This is a genomic window from Synechococcus sp. MU1642, assembly GCF_020514115.1.
In the GTDB taxonomy this organism is placed as follows: Bacteria; Cyanobacteriota; Cyanobacteriia; order PCC-6307; family Cyanobiaceae; genus Parasynechococcus.
On sequence record NZ_VTKZ01000007.1, the window covers coordinates 59837 to 79117 of the forward strand.

21 protein-coding genes and 1 tRNA gene are annotated in these 19281 nt (G+C 60.7%); 8 read left to right on the forward strand and 14 right to left on the reverse strand.

What is annotated here, in order from left to right; translation table 11 throughout:
* The first annotated feature begins 31 nt into the window (after positions 1-31).
* The 4 genes from FZZ85_RS08270 to FZZ85_RS08285 are packed head-to-tail and all read left to right on the forward strand — an operon-like array spanning position 32 to position 3202.
* Complete coding sequence (locus tag FZZ85_RS08270; protein WP_226414014.1) at positions 32-1045, forward strand: ATP-binding cassette domain-containing protein; 1014 nt, start codon at positions 32-34, stop codon at positions 1043-1045.
* A 9-nt stretch (positions 1046-1054) separates the two neighbouring features.
* Positions 1055-1909, forward strand: coding sequence for an ABC transporter permease (locus FZZ85_RS08275; protein ID WP_226414016.1), 855 nt, complete (start codon positions 1055-1057; stop codon positions 1907-1909).
* Between the two features lie 4 nt (positions 1910-1913).
* Positions 1914-2507: a hypothetical protein gene (locus FZZ85_RS08280; protein ID WP_226414018.1), complete on the forward strand. Its 594-nt coding sequence runs from the start codon at positions 1914-1916 to the stop codon at positions 2505-2507.
* A gap of 5 nt (positions 2508-2512) precedes the next feature.
* The gene (locus FZZ85_RS08285; RefSeq protein ID WP_226414020.1) at positions 2513-3202 is read left to right on the forward strand and encodes an N-acetylmannosamine-6-phosphate 2-epimerase; all 690 of its coding nucleotides are present in this window, start codon (positions 2513-2515) and stop codon (positions 3200-3202) included.
* Here FZZ85_RS08285 and groL read toward each other — a convergent pair whose 3' ends face one another.
* Entirely contained in the window at positions 3203-4906 is a 1704-nt protein-coding gene (gene groL, locus FZZ85_RS08290) for a chaperonin GroEL (protein ID WP_226414022.1), read from the reverse strand.
* Positions 4907-5036: 130 nt separating this feature from the next.
* Between groL and FZZ85_RS08295 the strand changes: the two genes are divergently transcribed.
* Complete coding sequence (locus FZZ85_RS08295) at positions 5037-5213, forward strand: hypothetical protein (RefSeq protein WP_006850012.1); 177 nt, start codon at positions 5037-5039, stop codon at positions 5211-5213.
* A gap of 9 nt (positions 5214-5222) precedes the next feature.
* Here FZZ85_RS08295 and fabG read toward each other — a convergent pair whose 3' ends face one another.
* Genes fabG through FZZ85_RS08310 form a run of 3 tightly spaced genes read right to left on the reverse strand, consistent with a single transcriptional unit; the run spans position 5223 to position 7923 of the window.
* Positions 5223-5975, reverse strand: coding sequence for a 3-oxoacyl-[acyl-carrier-protein] reductase (gene fabG, locus FZZ85_RS08300; protein ID WP_226414024.1), 753 nt, complete (start codon positions 5973-5975; stop codon positions 5223-5225).
* A 47-nt stretch (positions 5976-6022) separates the two neighbouring features.
* On the reverse strand, positions 6023-7078 hold the full coding sequence (locus FZZ85_RS08305; protein WP_226414026.1) for a TrkA family potassium uptake protein: 1056 nt from the start codon (positions 7076-7078) through the stop codon (positions 6023-6025).
* Positions 7079-7089: 11 nt separating this feature from the next.
* Positions 7090-7923: a glycosyltransferase family 9 protein gene (locus tag FZZ85_RS08310; protein ID WP_226414028.1), complete on the reverse strand. Its 834-nt coding sequence runs from the start codon at positions 7921-7923 to the stop codon at positions 7090-7092.
* Positions 7924-7995: 72 nt separating this feature from the next.
* On the opposite strand from FZZ85_RS08310, the gene ispD reads away from it, so the two are divergent.
* Positions 7996-8676, forward strand: a complete 681-nt coding sequence (gene ispD, locus FZZ85_RS08315; RefSeq protein WP_226414030.1) for a 2-C-methyl-D-erythritol 4-phosphate cytidylyltransferase — start codon at positions 7996-7998, stop codon at positions 8674-8676.
* Here ispD and FZZ85_RS08320 read toward each other — a convergent pair.
* Positions 8660-9544, reverse strand: coding sequence for an LD-carboxypeptidase (locus tag FZZ85_RS08320; protein ID WP_226414032.1), 885 nt, complete (start codon positions 9542-9544; stop codon positions 8660-8662). The two genes, ispD and FZZ85_RS08320, sit on opposite strands and share 17 nt — an antisense overlap.
* Positions 9544-10437: a 4-hydroxybenzoate polyprenyltransferase gene (locus tag FZZ85_RS08325; protein WP_226414034.1), complete on the reverse strand. Its 894-nt coding sequence runs from the start codon at positions 10435-10437 to the stop codon at positions 9544-9546. The genes FZZ85_RS08320 and FZZ85_RS08325 overlap by 1 nt, the downstream gene beginning before the upstream one ends.
* Positions 10438-10473: 36 nt before the next feature.
* Between FZZ85_RS08325 and FZZ85_RS08330 the strand changes: the two genes are divergently transcribed.
* On the forward strand, positions 10474-12162 hold the full coding sequence (locus FZZ85_RS08330; RefSeq protein ID WP_226414036.1) for a Ppx/GppA phosphatase family protein: 1689 nt from the start codon (positions 10474-10476) through the stop codon (positions 12160-12162).
* On the opposite strand, the gene FZZ85_RS08335 is transcribed toward FZZ85_RS08330, so the two are convergent.
* The 6 genes from FZZ85_RS08335 to petC all read right to left on the reverse strand — a co-directional run bounded on the left by FZZ85_RS08335 (position 12146) and on the right by petC (position 16269).
* On the reverse strand, positions 12146-12922 hold the full coding sequence (locus FZZ85_RS08335) for a RodZ family helix-turn-helix domain-containing protein (RefSeq protein ID WP_226414038.1): 777 nt from the start codon (positions 12920-12922) through the stop codon (positions 12146-12148). The two genes, FZZ85_RS08330 and FZZ85_RS08335, sit on opposite strands and share 17 nt — an antisense overlap.
* Before the next feature lie 100 nt (positions 12923-13022).
* A tRNA-Val gene (locus FZZ85_RS08340) sits at positions 13023-13094 on the reverse strand.
* Between the two features lie 25 nt (positions 13095-13119).
* Complete coding sequence (cobM, locus tag FZZ85_RS08345; RefSeq protein WP_226414040.1) at positions 13120-13881, reverse strand: precorrin-4 C(11)-methyltransferase; 762 nt, start codon at positions 13879-13881, stop codon at positions 13120-13122.
* Positions 13878-14756, reverse strand: a complete 879-nt coding sequence (gene lgt, locus FZZ85_RS08350; protein ID WP_226414042.1) for a prolipoprotein diacylglyceryl transferase — start codon at positions 14754-14756, stop codon at positions 13878-13880. Before lgt ends, cobM begins: the two co-directional genes overlap by 4 nt.
* A 5-nt stretch (positions 14757-14761) precedes the next feature.
* A complete protein-coding gene (petA, locus tag FZZ85_RS08355) occupies positions 14762-15694 on the reverse strand; it encodes a cytochrome f (protein WP_226414141.1) in 933 nt (310 codons plus the stop codon).
* A 38-nt stretch (positions 15695-15732) separates the two neighbouring features.
* A complete protein-coding gene (gene petC, locus FZZ85_RS08360) occupies positions 15733-16269 on the reverse strand; it encodes a cytochrome b6-f complex iron-sulfur subunit (protein WP_226401539.1) in 537 nt (178 codons plus the stop codon).
* A 104-nt stretch (positions 16270-16373) separates the two neighbouring features.
* Between petC and FZZ85_RS08365 the strand changes: the two genes are divergently transcribed.
* Positions 16374-16733, forward strand: a complete 360-nt coding sequence (locus FZZ85_RS08365) for a DUF3067 family protein (protein ID WP_226414044.1) — start codon at positions 16374-16376, stop codon at positions 16731-16733.
* On the opposite strand, the gene tatC is transcribed toward FZZ85_RS08365, so the two are convergent.
* Both tatC and FZZ85_RS08375 read right to left on the reverse strand, forming a co-directional pair.
* Positions 16714-17418: a twin-arginine translocase subunit TatC gene (gene tatC / locus FZZ85_RS08370; RefSeq protein ID WP_226414143.1), complete on the reverse strand. Its 705-nt coding sequence runs from the start codon at positions 17416-17418 to the stop codon at positions 16714-16716. The genes FZZ85_RS08365 and tatC overlap by 20 nt on opposite strands.
* 125 nt (positions 17419-17543) lie before the next feature.
* Positions 17544-19271 (reverse strand): NFACT family protein, encoded by a 1728-nt coding sequence (locus FZZ85_RS08375; RefSeq protein ID WP_226414046.1) that lies wholly within the window; start codon positions 19269-19271, stop codon positions 17544-17546.
* Positions 19272-19281: the final 10 nt, after the last annotated feature.

Here is a 19281-nt window from a genome sequence, read left to right on the forward strand (position 1 = left end):
AATTGGCCGAGCAAGTCCCTGACGGTGCCTGATGGCGTTGATTGAACTGCGGAAGATCTCCAAGGCCTACGGCACGGTATCGGCTCTGCGCGAGCTTGATCTCACCGTTCCCGAAGGGTGCCTATACGGGTTGCTTGGCCCGAACGGTGCTGGCAAGACAACGGCCATGCGCATCCTGGCCACTCTGCTCGCCCCCGACAGCGGCTCAGTCGTTGTCGGGGGTGTAGACGGTCTGGCGCAGCCACGAGACGTCCGCCAGCTCATGGGCTACGTCGCTCAGGAGGTGGCCATCGACAAGATTCTGAGTGGCCGGGAACTCCTGCAATTGCAAGGGGATCTTTATCACCTGCCTCGAAACGAACGCGAAGATCGCATCGCTGATTTGATTGACCGCCTCGCGATGGGCGACTGGATTGACCGACGCTGCGGCACCTATTCCGGTGGCATGCGCCGGCGGCTGGATTTGGCGGCTGGTCTGCTGCATCGACCTCGGTTGCTTGTGCTCGATGAACCCACCGTGGGACTGGATATCGAGAGTCGCAGTGCCATCTGGCAACTGCTGCGTCAGTTGGTTGAGGCGGGCACGACTGTTCTTTTGAGCAGTCACTACCTCGAAGAAGTGGAGGCTCTGGCGGATCAGATGGCGATCATCGACGCCGGTCGTGTGATTGCCGAAGGCAGCCCTGACCAGCTCAAACGACGGCTTGGGGGTGATCGCGTCACCCTGCGGGTCCGAGAGTTCAGCAATGCCGATGAGGCGACCCAGGTGCGTGCCCTTCTTGAACCCCTGGATGGGGTTCGACAGGTGGTGGTGAACCGATCCCAAGGGTTTTCCCTGAACCTGGTAATTGAGGGTGGGGCCGTGATTGATCAGCTGCGTCAGACCCTCGAGGCTGCAGGTCTGCCTGTGTTTGCCCTGGCCCAAAGCCGTCCGAGCCTGGATGATGTCTACCTTCAGGCCACAGGACGCACCCTTATGGACGCTGAACTGGCCATCGCAGGCCAGCGCGACGTCAAACAGGAAAAGCGTCAATCCATGCGTTGAGCGCCAACGATGACTTCCCCAACAGCATCTGTTGCTCTCCAGCAGCAGCAATCCAGAGCCCTCGCCGAGCTCAGTCAGGAAACGTGGGCCCTCACCCGGCGCCTGTTTCTTCAGTTGATGCGTCGCCCTTCAACGTTGATTGCCGGGGTTCTGCAGCCCCTGATCTGGTTGATTCTCTTCGGTGCACTCTTCGCCAACGCCCCTGAGGGTCTCTTGCCAGGAGGCATGAGTTACGGCCGTTTTCTTGGTGCTGGAGTGATTGTCTTCACGGCCTTCAGCGGTGCTTTGAATGCCGGCTTGCCGGTCATGTTTGACCGCGAATTCGGTTTCCTCAATCGTTTGCTGGTGGCACCGCTTCGAAGCCGCAGTTCCATCGTGCTGGCGTCGGTGATCTACATCACGGCGCTGAGCCTGCTGCAGAGTCTGGCGATTATGGGCACGGCAGCCATGCTTGGTTATGGATGGCCAGGCATCAGCGGCCTGGCCCTGGTGCTGGTGACGCTGCTGCTCCTGGTTTTTGCTGTGACGGCCCTCAGCCTTGGACTGGCGTTCGCTTTGCCGGGGCACATCGAGTTGATCGCCGTGATTTTTGTGGCCAACTTGCCGTTGCTGTTTGCCAGCACGGCCTTGGCCCCGTTGTCGTTCATGCCGACCTGGCTGGGCTGGCTTGCGGCCTTGAATCCCCTTACCTTCGCGATAGAACCCATCCGAGCGGCTTACCAAGGTCCTCTGGATCTCTCGGCCGTATTGCTGGAGGCCCCTTACGGGGATGTCACCGGCACCAGCTGCCTGCTGATCCTTCTGTTCCTCACCATCGGGCTGTTTCTTCTGATTCGCCCTCTGCTCAACCGCAAACTTTCCTGAATCCGTGCTTTCTTCTCCGTTCCAGCAGCCGTCATCTCGACAGAACGCTCTGGCCCTTCAGATCCAGGTGGCCAGGATCTCAGGTGATGAGGCCTTGCTGGCGGGTCTGATCAGTCAGTGGGTTCACCGATACGGCTTTGACGGAGCAGCCGAGCTCGATCTGAGCGTGCCGGAGCCTGTTGCATTGAATCGTGAGTTCAGCCCAACGCCGCTGCCCGTCGTTCAGGAGGAGATTGCCGCTGAAGACGGCATGTTGGTTGAGAACGAGGCCGTTGTTGAGGACGAGATGGTCCTTGAAGAAGAAGAGGAGATTGCCGCTGAAGACGGCATGTTGGTTGAGAACGAGGCCGTTGCTGAGGACGAGATGGTTCTTGAAGAAGAAGAGGAGATTGCTGCAGAAGACGACGTACTGCTGGAGAACGAGGTGGTCGCTGAAGAAGAAACGTTCGTCGAAAAGGAAGAGATTGCCGCTGAAGAAATGCTGCTTCAACGCAGCTTCCAGGCTGCTCCTGTTCCGGCCCCACCGATCAGCACACCCCGTTCGCTGCGACGTTGGCTCCCCCGTCGAGAGGATGACGCTTTCCCCAAGGCGTCCTGAACACCATGATTCCGAACCCTGAATCCCTGGATCAGGGGCTGATCGTTTCGGTGCAGGCACCCCAGGGTTCGCCGATGCGCGATCCCGATGTGATCGCTGCCATGGCGGATGCTGCCCTGCGCAATGGGGCTGTGGGTGTGCGTTTGGAAAGCCCTGAACACATCGGTGCTGTGCGTCGGCGCTGTCCGGATGCCTTGATCATTGGCCTCTGGAAATGCACTTTCCCAGACAGCTCGGTGTACATCACCCCGGGCTGGAAAGAAATTCAGGCCGTGTGGTCTGCGGGAGCTGATGTGATCGCGATCGATGCCACAGCCCGTCCGCGTCCTGCGGGGCAGGACCTGGCCGCGTTGATCCAGCGCACCCGTGATGAGCTGAAGGCTCCCTTGATGGCTGATGTGGATTCGCTGGAGAATGGCTTGCGCGCAGCCGACCTCGGTTGTGACTGGGTTGGGACCACCCTCTATGGCTATACGGAAGAAACGGCGCAGCAGCGCCCCCCCGCATTTGACCTGCTCTCCCAACTTCGCGCTGAACTTCTCAGCTCGGTTCGTCTGATCTGTGAGGGGGGAATTGCTTCTCCAGCGGATGCACGGTTGGCATTGGAGGCCGGAGCAGACACCGTTGTGGTGGGGACGGCGATCACCGGAGTGGATCTCCAGGTGATCGCCTATAGCCAGGGAATGATCAGCTGATCACATCATTCCGGGCATGCCCATGCCACCCATTCCTGGCATGCCCATGCCACCCATTCCTGGCATGCCCATTCCGCCCATTCCGCCCATGCCACCCATGGGGTCTCCGTCTCCGGCGGGAGCCGGTGCAGGCGGTTCCGGCTTGTCGGCGATCACAACTTCGGTCGTGATCAGGAGAGAAGCGATCGAAATCGAATCTTGCACGGCCAAGCGCACCACCTTGGCGGCATCAACGATGCCAGCAGCCATCAGGTCTTCATAGGCACCACTGAGGGCATTGAATCCCTGGCCGCTGCTGCGCATGCCAGCAATCACAACGTCACCGTTCTGCCCGGCATTGGTGGCGATCTGATGAATCGGCGCCGTCAGTGCCCGCTGCACGATCTCCACACCGGTGCGTTGGTCGCCGTTCAGGGATGCAGCCAACGCATCAAGGCTGTCGGAGAGTTGCAGCAAGGTGCTGCCGCCGCCGGCAACGATGCCCTCCTCGATGGCGGCACGGGTGGCATTAAGGGCATCTTCGATCCGCAGTTTGCGGTTTTTCAGTTCCGTTTCCGTCGGCGCACCGACCTTGATCACGGCCACGCCGCCGGCCAGCTTGGCGATCCGCTCTTGAAGTTTTTCGCGGTCGTAATCGGATTCGGTGGTCTCCAGCTCACATCGGATCGCACCAACGCGATCGCTCACCGCCTGGCGATGGTCGTCGGTGGCGACAATCGTTGTGTTCTCCTTGCTGATGGTGACGCGGCGCGCTTTGCCGAGATCCTCGAGGGTCACTTTGTCGAGGGTCATCGCCTTGTCTTCGCTGATCAGCGTGCCGCCGGTGAGGATCGCGATATCGGCGAGGGCGGCCTTGCGTCGTTCGCCAAATGAGGGTGCGCGAACAGCGGCTACCTGCAGAACCCCACGGCTCTTGTTCATCACCAGGGTGGCCAGGGCTTCGCCTTCTACTTCCTCAGAAAGGATCAACAGGGGGGAACCACTCTTCTGAACGGTTTCCAGCACGGGGACCAGATCAGTGATCGTGCTGATCTTGCGATCCGTCAGCAGGATCAGTGGGTTTTCAAATTCACAGACTTGACGGTCGGCATCTGTGACGAAGTAAGGGGAGCTGTAGCCCCGGTCGAAGGCCATACCTTCAGTGATTTCAAGTTCCGTGGCCAGAGACTTCGATTCCTCAACCGTGATCACCCCATCGGTGCTCACCTTGTCCATCGCCTCGGCGATCATCCGTCCGACTTCGTCGTCACCTCCGGAGCTCACTGTGGCCACCTGACGAATGGCATCGCCGGCGACGACCTGGCTTCGCTCCCCCAGCCCCGCAACAATCTGTGCAGCGGCCTTCTCCATGCCTCTGCGGAGTTCCACAGGACTCGCGCCAGCAGCGGTGTTGCGAAGACCTTCACGCACCATGGCCTGAGCCAAAACGGTTGCTGTCGTGGTGCCGTCTCCGGCCTTGTCCTTGGTCTTTGCGGAGACCTGCTGCATCAGCTTGGCGCCCAGGTTCTCGAACGGGTCGTCCAGTTCGATTTCACGGGCGATTGAGTCGCCGTCGTTGACGATGTCGGGGGCGCCGAATTTTTTTTCGAGCACAACGTTGCGACCCTTGGGGCCGATCGTGACGCGCACCGCATCGGCGAGAGCATCAACACCCCGCTCAAGGGCGCTGCGGGATTCGTCAGAGAAAGAAAGGAGTTTGGCCATAGTCGCGGGCACGCCGTTGGTCACTGTCCCACAGCGATGCGGCGCTTGTGGAGAGGCATTGCGGTGGGGAAAGCCGAATGGTTGTAGCAGCTCGGATGCCGCTCTGAAATGAACTGATTAGGGTCCGGACATGGGTGAATCCGGAGCGCTGTTCTTTGTTCTGATGGCGGGGCTGGCCGGTTCTATGGCCCTGGTTTATGTGCCTCTGCGCATCTTTCTCACTGCTACCGCCCGCAGCCGTCGGCTACGCCTGCTCCAGCGCATCCGCCGGCTTCGGGATGAGTTAGCTCAACCCCTTGATTCGTAATCCTTGGGGTTAGGCCATCACCATGCCGCCATCCACCTGCAGTACTTGACCTGTGATGTAGAGCGCGGCCGGGTCGGCTGCAAGGAAGCGCACGGCACCGGCCACCTGTTCCTGGGTGCCAAAGGTTCCCAAGGGGATTTCTTTGAGGATGGCCTCAGCATCGAGGCCCTTGGTCATGTCCGTCGCGATGAAACCTGGAGCCACGGCGTTCACTGTGATGCCACGGCTAGCAAGCTCTTTGGCGGTGCTGCGGGTGAGACCGATAACGCCAGCTTTGGCGGCGGCGTAGTTGGCCTGTCCTGCGTTGCCCATCAGTCCCACAACGGAGGTGATGTTGATGATCCGACCACTTTTCTGCTTCAGCATCGGGCGTGCCACTGCTCGCGTGCAGAGGAACACTCCACTGAGGTTGAGGTCGATCACCGATTGCCAATCATCGGTTTTCATTCGCATCAGCAGTCCGTCCCGCGTGATGCCGGCGTTGTTCACCAACACATCAAGACGACCACTGCGTTCCAGCACCGTCTTGATCAGGCCATCAACCTCGGCCTCGACCGACACGTTGGCTTGCAGGGCGTAGGCCTTGCCACCTGCTGCGGCGATGACAGCGACCACTTCATCTGCTGCAGCGGCGGAATTGGAGTAGTTCACAACCACTTCTGCACCCGCTTCGCCAAGGGCCAGGGCGATGGCCCGGCCGATGCCGCGCCCTCCTCCCGTCACCAGGGCGGTCTGTCCGGCAAGAGAAGCGCTGGGAGACATTTAGGCACCGTTGATCGAAGGATCGTACGGAGCCGTCGTCATCCAGCTCAACCCGGCATGGTCTCAACCGTGTCGACGGCCTCCCCAAGCAACGACTGAAAGGTGGCGAGTTGAGTTTTGCTTCCCAGCACAATCAGGAGTTGCCCCGGTGCCATCTGGGTGTCGCCGCCTGGATTGGCGATCAGCTTTTCGTTCTCCCGGATCGCCAGAACCATGGCCCCGCTGCGACGGCCCAACTCCAGCTCCGCCAGGCTCCGCCCGCGGATCTCCATCAGGTGCAAAGGGTCGTGACTTAGCTGGAATTCCTCAATTTCATAGTCGGAACCCGCCAACAGCTCCATGAAGTTGAGGGCCAGAGGTCGCATTGCCGAAGCGGCCATCACCCGACCACCGGCCACATAGGGACTGACCACCACAGTCGCGCCGGCCAACCGCAGCTTTGAAGCGGCTTCATCGCTGTTGGCGCGTGCAATCAACCGGCACTCCGGTCGTAGGTCTTTGGCGCTGAGGATCACGTAGAGATTGGATGCATCGCTAGGAAGAGCTGCCACGAGGCTGCAGCAGCGTTCGAGACCTGCATCCAGCAAGGTTTCATCGAGGGTTGCATCGGCTTGAAGCACCCAAAGGCCATTTTCGTCTGCCACGGCTCGTCGCTCTGGATCGGTTTCGATCACGACGAGTGGCACCGCGTCCCGTTGCAGTTGGGCGGCAATCTCCTGTCCGATTCGTCCGTAGCCGCAAAGAATCACGTGGTCGTGCAAGCCTTCCAGCATGCGGAGAAAGCGGAATTCCCGCAGTCTGCGGAAATATCCCGACTCTTTCAGCCCAAGAACGCGTTGGATGGCCAGTTGTACAACCACCAAGCCACCCACCACGATCAAGACCGTGACCAGGCGGCCTGGAGGTGAAAGGGGGGCGACTTCTCCAAAACCTATGGTGCTGATGGTGATCAGCACCATCCAGAGGCAATCGCCCCAGTTCCATCCCTCCGTGATCCGATAACCGACGGCACCAGCGAAGATCACGGCACTGAGGGCGCTTATGGGCCCCCGCCATGGAGCTGTGATCAGCTTCAGCTGTCCCCTGGCTCGGCGCCGCCTCATGGGAACGTCCTTTAAAAACCGAGGGCCGTCAGAACATCACTGCTCTGTAGGTTGGCGAGCTCCTGCGGGCGGGCGAGGCAGCGGATCTCCTCGCGCTCGGGAAGGTCTGCGGCCTCTGCTCCAAGGGCAACCAGGGGGGTGCCGCAATAGGCCGCCAGGCGCTGGGACACCTGACAGCTGCTGAGTACGACATCGGCATTGGCCACCAGTGCCGCGCGCTTGGAAAGACTGAGCTCAGCTGGCAGCACCATGCTGCGCAGCGCCGGTAGGCGGCTTTTGATCGTCTCAGGCAGTTTGTGCCACTCCGCTGCAGGCCAGTCATCCACCTGGCCGGATGGAGACATCAGCAGCAGGGGGCCGTCACCGCTGGGCAGTGCTTCACGGGCTTCATCAAGAATCTCTGCTGCCATGGTTAGGCGGAACTGATCGGCCTCGAGTTCAAGCCCTAGGGCTTGGAGAAAGGGGTTGAGACGCTGCGCCGTCCAGCCGGGGCCGCGGCTGACCTGGTCGGTGCAGGCAAATCCCTCAGCTGCCAACCGTTTGGGGATATGGCTCATAGACAGCATCAGGTTCACCTGTTGCCCTTCGGCGAAGTTGATGCAGATTTGAAAGTCCGGTTCGCGCACACAGCCGAGCAGGTTGGCCCAGTCCGCGAGCGTGGGGTTGGCCTCGAAGTTGAACGGCAACAGCTTTTCGAGGCACGGCAGAAGCTTCCACGGAGCTGCCTGTTGGGGGTCACAGGCCACCTGCAGTGCGGCGTTGAGTTTCTGGCAGATGTCTGCCAGAGCCGGTAAACGGTCCAGCTGATCTTCGAGCGAACCCGGGCTTAGGGCAAGAACTCGCATGCAGCGCCGCCATCCATGGTGCGAGCTGATTGTATGGAGGTCGTTTACGCCTGTCCGGGGTAGGAGTCGCTTGTGCATCTGTTGATTGCTGCGGCGGGAAGCGGTCGGCGCATGGGTGCGGACCGCAACAAGCTGCTGCTGCCGTTGGCCGGACGCCCCGTCATTGCCTGGACCCTCGAAGCGGCCCTGCGGTCTCAGCGGATTAAATGGATCGGGATCGTTGGCCAGGAGGTCGATCGAGAGGAAATCCTTGCGGTGCTGGACGCACCAAGCAAGCCGGTGCACTGGATCCAAGGCGGCAGCACGCGGCAGGAGTCAGTGCTTTGTGGTCTGGCGGGGTTGCCTGAGCAGGCCCGTCACGTCTTGATTCATGACGGCGCCCGTTGTCTGGCTGAACCGGAGTTGTTTGATCGCTGTGCAGCTGTGGTGGAGGCCGGCACGGCTCTGATTGCTGCAACGCCTGTTAGCGACACGATCAAGCGTGTGGGATCCGACGGTTTGATTCGCGATACGCCGGATCGATCAGAGCTTTGGGCGGCGCAGACGCCGCAGGGCTTTGCCGTTGCTCAGCTGCGTCGCGGCCACGCTGAGGCGGTTGCCCAGGGCTGGACGGTGACTGACGATGCGTCGTTGTACGAGCGTCTGGGTTGGCCAGTGCAGGTCTTGGATGCCGGCCCTGCCAACATCAAGGTCACCACGCCGTTTGACCTCACCGTCGCGGAGGCGGTGCTCGCTCTCAGGTCAGCAGGCTGAGCCGGCCGCTTTGCCCGTCAAGGCGTGCCATCTCCCCCATGGCCAGGGCTGCGTTGCCGGCTCGGTGACCAACGGGTAGGTCCATCACCCTGGGAATTCCGAGATCGGCCGTGCGTTCATCAAGAACCTGCTCAAGGTTGAAGCTTTCGGAGGCGTCTCTGGTTTCGTCGGCGCATCCCTCGAAATTGCCAAATGCCAGACCCGCCAAGCCCTGCAAACTGCCATTGAGCCTCCACTGAGTCAGCATCCGATCAATGCGGTAGGGGGCTTCGCCCACGTCCTCCAGCACCAGAACTGCTCCTTCGAGGGGGGGTACGAAAGGGCTTCCCAACAGGTGGGTGGCCACGGTCAGATTGGCCACGAGTAGGGGACCGCTCCCCACACCGCCGCCACCACCACGACCGTGTAAGTCGGGGACGGTGTTGCCGAAGAGCAGGTTGCGCAAGCGGTCACGGCTCCATTGCGGCTCCTCCGCAAGCGTTGTGAGCAAGGGGCCATGGATCCCCCCTGCAAACCCTGCTGCCTGGCGGGCCCAGAGCAGAGCTGTCACGTCGGAAAAGCCCAGCAGCCAGCCGCTCTGCCAGTGGATGGGCTGCTCCAGCAGCCGAGCAGCCCCCCATCCACCGCGGGCGCAGGCGAGCAGCGCTGCGGGTTGGGCCGGATGCAGATCGGCATGGCGCGCGTCATCACGCCCTGCGAAGTTGCCCCAACGTCGCGCGGCCAAGGCCTGGGGTTGAACATCCAGGCCCCAGCTCTGCAGAACAGCAATGCCCTGTTGCAGCTTGATGTCGTCCTGCAGGGCTGAACTGGCGGCCACGCAAGCCACACGATCTCCAGTCCGGAGCGGTGGAGCCGGGGTGATGCGCATCAGCCTCCCCATCCCCTGGCCAGAATCAGGCCGAGCAAGAGCAGCGTCCCCGCCTGTACTTGCTGGGCAAAGTGCTTCCCGTAGGTGCCCATGGAGGCACCTTGCCTGTTTAAGGGATTGCAGCTGAGTTGCATGAAGACTGTGGCAATCAACCAGAGAGGCCAGAATGGTGCTGGGATCTGAGCCGACCAGGCCGCAATTGCAAGGGTGATGGCTGTCACGAGGTAGCAGCCACGCACCACGGGCACCACGCGGGATCCGAGGCTCAAGGCGCTGCTGCGCAGGCCGAGGCTGGCATCGTCACTTCGATCGGCCATGGCATAGACCGTGTCGAAACCAAAGGTCCAGACCATGGTTGCCACCCAACTACACACCAGGGCAGGACTCCAGCTCAAGGAGGCCGTTGCAGCGGCCCAGGGGATCAGCACCGCGAAGCCCCAGCACAGCGCCAAGATCACCTGGGGGAAGGCGAACCACCGCTTCGCTGATGGATATCCGAGGATCGGCAGCACGGCTGTGCAGGCCAACGCGAGACAGAGTCTGAGGCTGACGGCCGGAAGACTCAGAACGACAGCCAGGCTGAGGCCAAGGAAGATCAGCAGCAAAGCGAAGGCTGGTCCTCGCTGCAGCGCACCCCTTGCCAGAGGACGACGTTTTGTGCGTTCCACCCTGCCGTCGAACCGCTGGTCCCACAGGTCATTGGCGATGCAGCCCGCACCGCTAACTGCAATGCCCCCCAGCAGGATCTGCAGGATCAGCACAACACTTGGAGGAGCGGTTGGATTCAGCCAGAGGGCCCAGCCTGCTGGGATCAGCAGAATCAGCCGGCCGGTGGGTTTGTTCCAGCGGAGCAGTTCGATCCAGGGCTGAAGACGTGCAGAGCTGCTGATCACAATCAACGGGATTTGAAGAACCCTAGTCAGGGCCTGATGGCCTCGGCTGTCAGTGGCAGAGTGGATTCCGTTGCCGCTCTGACGTTGATGCTGGATGCCGAGGCCCCAGCCCAGCCAACGGAACAGAACAACGGCGTGCCTCAGGCCGCGAATCCTGATCTGCGTCGGATCGCCGCAATCGACATCGGCACCAATTCCTTTCATCTTCTGGTGGCAGCTGTTGATCCGAAGCTGCGCACGTTTCGGATCATCCAGGCCGAAAAGGCCACCACGCGTCTGGGGGAGCGTGATCCCGAGACCGGTGAGATCACATCGGCGGCGATGCAACGGGGGCTGGAAGCTCTACGCCAGTTCAGAGATCTCGCCGTCAGTCATCGGGTTGAGCAGATCGTTACGGCCGCGACGAGTGCCGTTCGTGAAGCGCCCAACGGTCGCGATTTCCTCCAATCCATTCTCGACGATCTGGGGATGGAGGTGGATTTGGTCAGTGGCCCCGAGGAGGCTCGGCTGATCTACTTGGGCGTCCTCTCAGGAATGCCATTTGGAGATCGTCCGCATCTTCTGCTCGACATCGGAGGTGGCTCCACGGAACTGATCCTTGCCGATGGTCGTGATGCCCGCGCCCTCACCAGCACCCGTGTGGGGGCTGTGCGACTCCAGCGGGACTTTGTTCGAGATGATCCGATGCCCCCCCAACGTCGATCGTTTCTTCAGGCTTTCATTCAAGGGTCGCTTGAACCTGCGGTCGACAAAGTGCGTCGCAGGATCAAACCCGGTGAAACTCCTGTGTTGGTAGCCACCAGCGGCACGGCCATGGCGATTGGCTCCCTTGCTGCGAGTGAAGAGGAGCGTCCACCCCGCAAATTGCATGGCTACCGCGTCACCCGGCAGCGCCTGAACAAGGTGGTTGATCGTCTGATCACGATGACCCCTGAGCAGCGGAGGGAGTTGGCTCCCATCAATGACCGTCGCGCCGAGATCATTGTTCCAGGCGCGCTGATCCTGCAAACCACCATGAAGATGCTGGGTGTGGAGGACTTGGTGCTGAGTGAGCGTGCGCTTAGAGAAGGTCTGATCGTTGATTGGATGCTTCGCCAGGGTCTCCTAGAAGACCGCTTCAGCTTTCAGAGCAGCATCAGGCAACGCACCGTGATTCATCAGGTGCAGCGCTTTGGGGTGAACCAGAGCAGGGCTGAACGGGTCGCCAGCCATGCCCTAAGCCTCTACGACGCCACGCGAGGAGTGATGCATGACGACAGCGGCGAAGGTCGCGAACTGCTTTGGGCTGCCGCCATGCTCCATTCCTGTGGCCAGCACATCAATATCAGCGCGTACCACAAGCACACCTGGTACTTGATTCGTCATGGTGAGCTGCTGGGCTATTCCGAAGCGGAGCATCTGATGGTGGCAGCGATTGCTCGCTATCACCGCCGCAGCTTGCCGAAGAAACGCCATGAGTCTTGGCAGCTTGTAGCCACCCGAGAAAACCGTCGTTGCGTTCTTCAGATGGCCCTGCTTCTGCGCTTGTCCGCGGCACTGGATCGCAGGCCTGAACCGGTGATTTCAGCACTCCGCATTCATGCGGTGAAGGGAACTCTGGATCTGGAAATCGTCCCTGAGCGGGTCAACCAGAACGTCAGCCTTGAGCAGTGGAGCTTGGAGAGCTGCGCTGAGGTGCTGAAGGAAGCGGTCGGGGTGAATCTGCGCGTCAGCGTTCAGGGTTGAGAGGGATCCAGCGGATGTCGTTCACAGCGCCAAGTGTTCGTGTCTCTGCTTCAGGGGAACTCAGCTGGACCAGATCAGGCCGGCCGGCGTAGATCTCCACCAGATCGGGATTATCAATTTTTCGCTCACCGTTCAGGAGCCCTTCGAATTCCACAATTCCCTCACGCCGCAAGGCGATCCAGCTGGGTTCGCTGCTGCTGATCGTGAGTCCGAGGTCTGCGGTGGGTGGAGCAGGAACGATGAGGACATCGGGCTCCTCTACAACCTCGGCTACCTCGATATCTGCCTCGCTTGGCTCAAGGGTTTGCTTGGTAGGCCTCAACCCTTGGGCGAAACGCGTCAACTCGGAGGCGTTGCTCCACACAACAAACCCAAGCCCAGCAAGCCCGGCTAAGGCCACAAGGGGAAGCGGACGGACTGTTATTAGTTTCTGAGGGGTGATGCCCCGCGTTGTTGCCCCGTGAGTCGTCCGTTTGGGCTGGTTGGTGGTGAGGGGACCGAGGGTCTGAACCATGGCGTCAGCATCCAAACCCAGATGGGAGCTGAGCCGGCGCACCATGGCCTTGATGAACACTGGTTCAGGAAGTTCTGCTTGATCGCCGCGTTCCAGTGCTGCGAGTTGCTCCTCGCCCATGTGCATCTGGCTGGCGAGCTGATTTTGGCTCAGGCCCGCTGCAGCCCGTGCCTCGGCCAACTGTCGCCCTGCTTCAACCAGGCCGGTGGCTTTGCCTTGGTCGTCCGCAAGACTCCGCTCGTTCATCGATGGGTAAGTCGACCTAGTTCAAAGTTGAACTTAGGCCCATTCCATAGTGCAGTCCGCACTTGATGAACAGCGAAGGGTTAAACGCCACCAAAAAACATGGGCGATACTGGATTCGAACCAGTGACCCCTTCCGTGTGAAGGAAGTGCGCTACCACTGTGCTAATCGCCCGCACAACCCCATCCTAAACCACTGCCTATTGGGCTTTTGGACGGAACAGGTGGTCGTGGTCAGGGGAATAAAGACGTGAGCGCTGAGGACCACCGGCTAGAGCCGGACTAACCACATAGAGCGTTGTTCGAATCAGACTGCGTTCCCGACTGACCGCAGCCATCTCCCTGAGAGGAACCACAGTGAGCATTTGATCGGGCCAGCTCACCCGATGTCCGATTGCTACTGGCGTGTCGGCGGGATAGTGCTCCAGAAGGGTGGCTTGCACCCCTTCAACGTGTCGTGCACTCAAATAGATGCAAAGGCTGGCTCGCAGGGCGGCCAGCCGATCCAGCTGTTCCCGTTCCGGCACGCCGGTGCGACCTCCAGCGCGACTGAGAACAATGGTCTGCACCACGCCTGGAAGGGTGAGTTCGCTAGCGAGTCCGGCGGCTGCCGCTTGGTAAGCGCTGATCCCGGGGATCACTTCGACGGGTATTTCGGCGTCATTTAAGGCGCAGATCTGCTCGTTGATGGCGCTGTAGAGGGCCGTGTCTCCGTCGTGGAGTCGTACCACTCGCTTGCCCTTGCGGTGTCGATCGATCAGCAACGGGATCAGGTCTTCGAGCGTGGTCGTGCTGGTGCGGACCAGTTCGCAATCAGCCGGAGCCAGATCTGCGATCGCTGGACAGACCAGGGAATCCGTCCATATCAGCACTTCAGCCTTGTTCAGACGTTCAGCCGCACGAAGGGTTAGCAGGTCTGGTGCACCAGGGCCTGCGCCGACGAAACTGACAACTTGACTCAACTGCGTTGGCCTGATGGATCAGGCAAGGGTCGCTTTCGTCCATATAGCCACCAAAGCCCGATCATGCCCAGCGCGACCAAGGTGAAACTCATCAATTGGGCGATGCGGATTCCCCCTTCGCAAGCGGGTGGAAGCGAACCGATACAGAGAGGATCAATGCGCAGACCTTCGATCCAGACACGGCCGAGGCTGTACCCCACCAAATACACGCAACTCATGGCACCCGATGGGAGGATCCCAGGAGCTTTCAGTCCGCGGCGAAAGAGCAGCACCAGCAGTCCGAAGAGCAACAGGTTCCAAATCGATTCATAGAGAAAGGTCGGGTGGAAAAACTCCGACGTGCTGTAGATCAGCGGGCGGCTCTGGGTCGGGATGAACAGTTTCCACGGCAGATCAGTCGGAACCCCAAAGGCCTCTGAATTGAAGAAATTCCCCCAGCGACCGATGGCCTGTCCCAAGGCCACGGAAGGAACCAGAACGTCCAGCACATCCCAGAAGGGTTGCCGACGCCAGCGGCAGAACAGGATCAGGGTGATTGTTCCCGCCAACAACGCACCGTGGATAGCAATCCCTCCTTCCCAGATGGCCAGGGTTTTGAGCGGGTTTGAGGCGTAGTTGTGCCACTCGAAGGCCACGTAGTAGATACGTGCTCCGATGACGGCAAACAGCACGAGCACCGGCAGCAGATCGCTGATTAGGCCGTTCTCCAGCTTTCGAAGTTTGGCCAGGCGGCTGGAGAGGTTGAGGCCGATCAGCACGGCTGTTGCAATGAGCAGCCCGTACCAACGCAGGGGAAGGAACCAGTTTTCGGTATGAGGCAAAAATTCCCCTGGCGACTGGAAGGTCGCCAGGGGAAATAGGGCTTCAAGAGCCATAGCGATCAGACGCCCTCAGCTGCCTGAACTTTTTCGATCTGCCTCTTCTTCAGCACCAACATGATCTGAGCCAGAGCCACGGCAGCGAAGAAGGCGAGCAAGCCATAGATCCGAACGGGGTTCTGCAGAACAATTTCCGCGTCTACCTGGCCGAAGCCACCGACGTTGGGGTCGTTGGTCAGGGCAGCACCGGCTTCGATGCTGTCACCAACACTGACAAGAACTTCAGGCCCAACCGGGATGGTCTCACTCACGCTGTTGCCGTCAGCGGCCTTGATGCTGACCACCCTGGCGCCGTTGTCGCCGGGCTCGATGGAGGCAATGGTGCCGCTGGCCGGAGCCGTGTAGACGGTGTTGTTGCTCTTCTCACCGGTGGGATACACCTGGCCACGGCCGCGGTTGCCACCCACGTGGATCTGATATTTGCCGAAGTGGATATTGCTGTCGGTAGCGGGATCAGGGGACAGAACAGGGAAGACGATCTCTTGGTGCTCGTCACCAGGAATCGGTCCCACCAGCAGGATGTTTGGCTGGTCATCGCTGTACTGGGTGAAGTAAACGCCTTCCGTCTCTTCCTTGATCTCCTCGGTCCAGCGGTCCTGAGGGGCCAGGGTGAAGCCATCTGGAAGCATCACAACAGCGCCCACCTGCATGCCCACGTCGCTGCCGTCCGCACCGATCTCCTGAAGCCCCTTTTCGTAGGGAACCTTGACGCTGGCGGTGAAGACGCTGTCGGGGAGTACTGATTGGGGAACTTCAGCTTGGGTCAGCTTTTTGGCCAGATGGCAGTTCGCACAAACAATCTTGCCGGTGGCTTCCCGGGGGCTGTCGTAGTTCTGTTGAGCCCAGAAGGGGTAGGCCCAGCTGGCAGCCGGGGCAATCAGCAGAGCCAGTCCGATGACCAGCGATCCAAGGAGAAGGGAGAGGTGACGACGCATGGGACGGTGAGGAGATGCAGGCTTAAGGAAGGGAAAGATCAGGCCCACCAGGGCTTATCACCAGTTCGGAAGTCGGTCTCAGTCCACTGGCTCATGAACACGTTGTCGTTCTCCACGCTGACGTTGGCCAGGGCCAGGGAGAGAGGGGCAGGGCCACGGACCACCTTGCCGGTGGCGTCGTACTGACTTCCATGGCAAGGGCACATGAACTTGTTGGCACCGCTGTTCCAGGGAACGACGCAACCGAGGTGGGTGCAGATGGCGTTGATGCCGTAGCTGCCAATGGCGTCTTCGCCTTCAACGATCAGATAAGTGGGATCACCCTTGAGGCCCTGCACCAGGCTGCGATCGCCCTCTGGGTGGCTGGAGAGCCAACCGCTGGCTGTGATCGGGTTGCCCAGCTCATCCTTGGCACTGGTGCCACCGCCGCTGCCAGCGGCCTTGGGGGGGATGAAGTAATTCGCCACCGGGTAGAGGGCTCCCAGGGCCACACCAGTGACGGAGCCGAACGTCAGCAGATTCATGAACTGGCGACGACCCATTCCGGGCACATCGCTCGAGGAGAGTTGTGTCATGGCGGACGTTCATCCAACTCGGATTGGCGACCATTATGGATGCTTAAGTGCCTGTCAAGCTTTGCAACGACAGGTGTCTTCCTGATCCTGCCGCTTCTGATTCTGTGCTTGAGATCGCCAACGCCGTGCCCGAGCCGCCGCTCAGCGTCGACGAGGTGATTGCCTGTCTACGCCAGCGCTGGCGGGCGACTTACGACCTTCAGTTGGTGGTTCGACGCCGTCGTTTGTACCTACAGGTGATGTGGGCCTATCTCGAGCAACAGTCGTTTCCGATGGACCTTGAGACCTATCGACAGCATCTCGGTGAAGTGCTGGATGTTGTGAATCGTCTTGGTTTGGCGGGTGAGGTGCGCCAATGGCTCGGTTCCACCCGTGACAAACCGCGTTTGGGTAAGGCGTTGAGTCTTCCGCTGGAGGCGACGGGGCCGGAGGCGGAAACGCTGATCAAGGAGTTTCTGGTCTGAACGATTCGGTCAGAGCCACCAGGCCTACGCCAATTAAAAACAGTGCCGTGATGGCTCCAGCTAATAGCAGCATCGTGATCGGATCGGTGGATGGCGTTAGCACTGCTCCAGCTAGGGCTGAACCCAGCACAACCCAGCGCCAGGCTCCAAGCATCGGCCTCCAGCGCACCAGCCCTAGAGCCCCGAGGAGCAGCTGCAGCACAGGGAGTTGAAACGCCAGCCCAGTGGCCAACATCAGCAGCAGAACAAAATCCAGATAACGCTCGATTGACCAAAGTGGCTCCACCACATCGGCGCCGTAGCTCACCAAAAAACGCAGGGCGGCAGGCACCAAGGCCCACCAGGCAAAGGCCAGGCCAACCATGAACAGAACCGCGGAGCCGGCGACGGCAGGGGCAATAAGACGTCGTTCGCGGATCGTCAGGCCAGGCAGCACGAAGGCCAGGATCTGAAACAGCACATAGGGCAGGGCCAAGGTGAGTCCGGCGTAGCCGGCAACCTTCAGCGAGACAAATAAAAACTCGCCCGGCGCGAGTTGAAGAAAATGAATGCCGCTGGCTGGCGCTTCCAGCAAGCGCACCAGCGGTTTAATCCCCAGCAGACAGGTCAGCGCTGCAATGACAACGGCCAGCAAGCTGCGCAGAACCCGTTGACGCAGTTCCTCAAGGTGATCCACCAGAGGCATCTCCACCTCATTGGGTAAATCGGCATCGCCAGGTGCCCTCCCAATGCGAATGGGTGGTGGTGGTTGCAGAGCTGGGGGGCCTTCGGGGCGCTCAGACACGGACGCGGGTCGGGCGGCGCAACAGGTCAGCCCGAATGTGGGCTCAGGCTAGGGGTAAGCAGCCGTTCTTCCGCACCCTGGGGATCCCCCCAGCGGATTTCAGCTTGCCCATGACGCACGGTGCCTGGTCCGGCACCGGGAATTCGCTGCAGCTGATCGGTGGGCACCATCACCACCGCCACCAGCATGTTGCCCCGAGCGCGACTGAAATAGGCCGCCAGATCTGTTGCCATTACCAGGTCTGATTCCTCGGCCAGCCCATTGGAGCTCTTCAACACCACATGACTCCCTGGGCATTCCTGGGCGTGAAACCACAGGTCACCACTGCGGGCCTGGCGCAGCGAGATCCAGTCGTTCTGGCGGTGGTTCCGCCCCACCTGAACCTTGAGGCCTCCCGGAGTAGTTAGTTCCAGCGGCTTGGGCTGGTTCCGTTGCCGCTGGTGTCTTGTGTTGCCACGGCGTTCCTTGGGCTGCAGCAGCTCATCGAGTTCCTCCCGCAGATCATTCAGGGCGGAGAGGCGTGCTGGGCAGTCCTGCCAGGTTGCACTCAGTTGATCCTCCATGAAGGTTTCGCTCTCGTTTATCAGCTCAAGACGTCGCTGATGGTGCTTCAGCCGCTGCTCAAGGATCGGGCGCGATCTCCGTAGTTTTTTGGCCCGGCGATACAGCGACTGGGCTTCATCGACTTGGTCGCGGCTTGGGTTGCCGAGGCAAAGGAGAGCGTCCGCCTGGCGTTGAAGGGCCCCGTGCCCTTCGGTGGCGTTCAGGCGCTGGCGTTGGTCCTCCTGGGCGGCCTGTTCTTTGCTGCGCCAACGCTCTAGGCGTTGACGCAGCTCATGGTTGACCCGTGCCAGGGCCCGTTGCTCTTGGCATTGCTGGTGCAGGGATCCCAGCGTTAGAGCCAGAGCGGGTTGTGGATGCACTTCGGTAGTGGGAGCTCCCCAGACCCTGTAACGACCGTCGTTCTCCACCACGAGGGCGAACTGTTCGCTCTCGAGCTGCTCCAACCAGAGAGACCAGCGCTCAAAGAGGTGGTTCCACTGGCTGGCAACCAGGCTGTCCACCGGGGCGTTCAAGTGGTCTCCGGCCAGCTGTCCAGCAAGGGCTGGGCTGATCCCCTGATAGGTCTGCTGAAAGGCCTTGCGCAGGGGGATCGGGACGAGAGAGAGCCGCTCCTTCCAGCGTTCAAAGCCCTCCGTTCGATCCGGTGCCAATCCCTGAAGCATTGGGGGGTGGCTATAGGAATCACCGGTGGAGAGAGGGCGCACGCGGGACTGATGGTCCCGGACCTGGCGCCCCAGAGCAATGATGTTGCGTTCCTCATCAAGGAGCAGCAGGTTGCTGTGCCGTCCCATCAGCTCCAGAACGAGCACCCGCTGGATCGGTTCCCCAGGACGTTGGGCAAACCGGAATTCCACCACACGTTCAAAGCCGCTCTGGTGAAGCTCTACAAGAGCCAGCTGGCGGAGGCTGTGTTGCAACTGTTGCGCGAAGGTGCTGCCGCTGCCGCTGCGCGGGGGAGGGTTGACCTCCACCAGCCGAGGTGCTTCTGCTTGCCAACTCAGTTCCAGCCACACCATCCCCTTGAGGCTGCGGCATCCCAGTTGAATCGTTGCCGGGTCCGGTTGTTGGGCCTTTTCGAAACGGCTTGGTACCAGCTTTGGACGCAGATCCCAGAGCACCGCGCGAAGCGTGGTGAGATCCATTGGCTGCAGGCTGGTGGATGCGATCACCTGAAGCACCGGACGGGGCATTGGGGCTTCC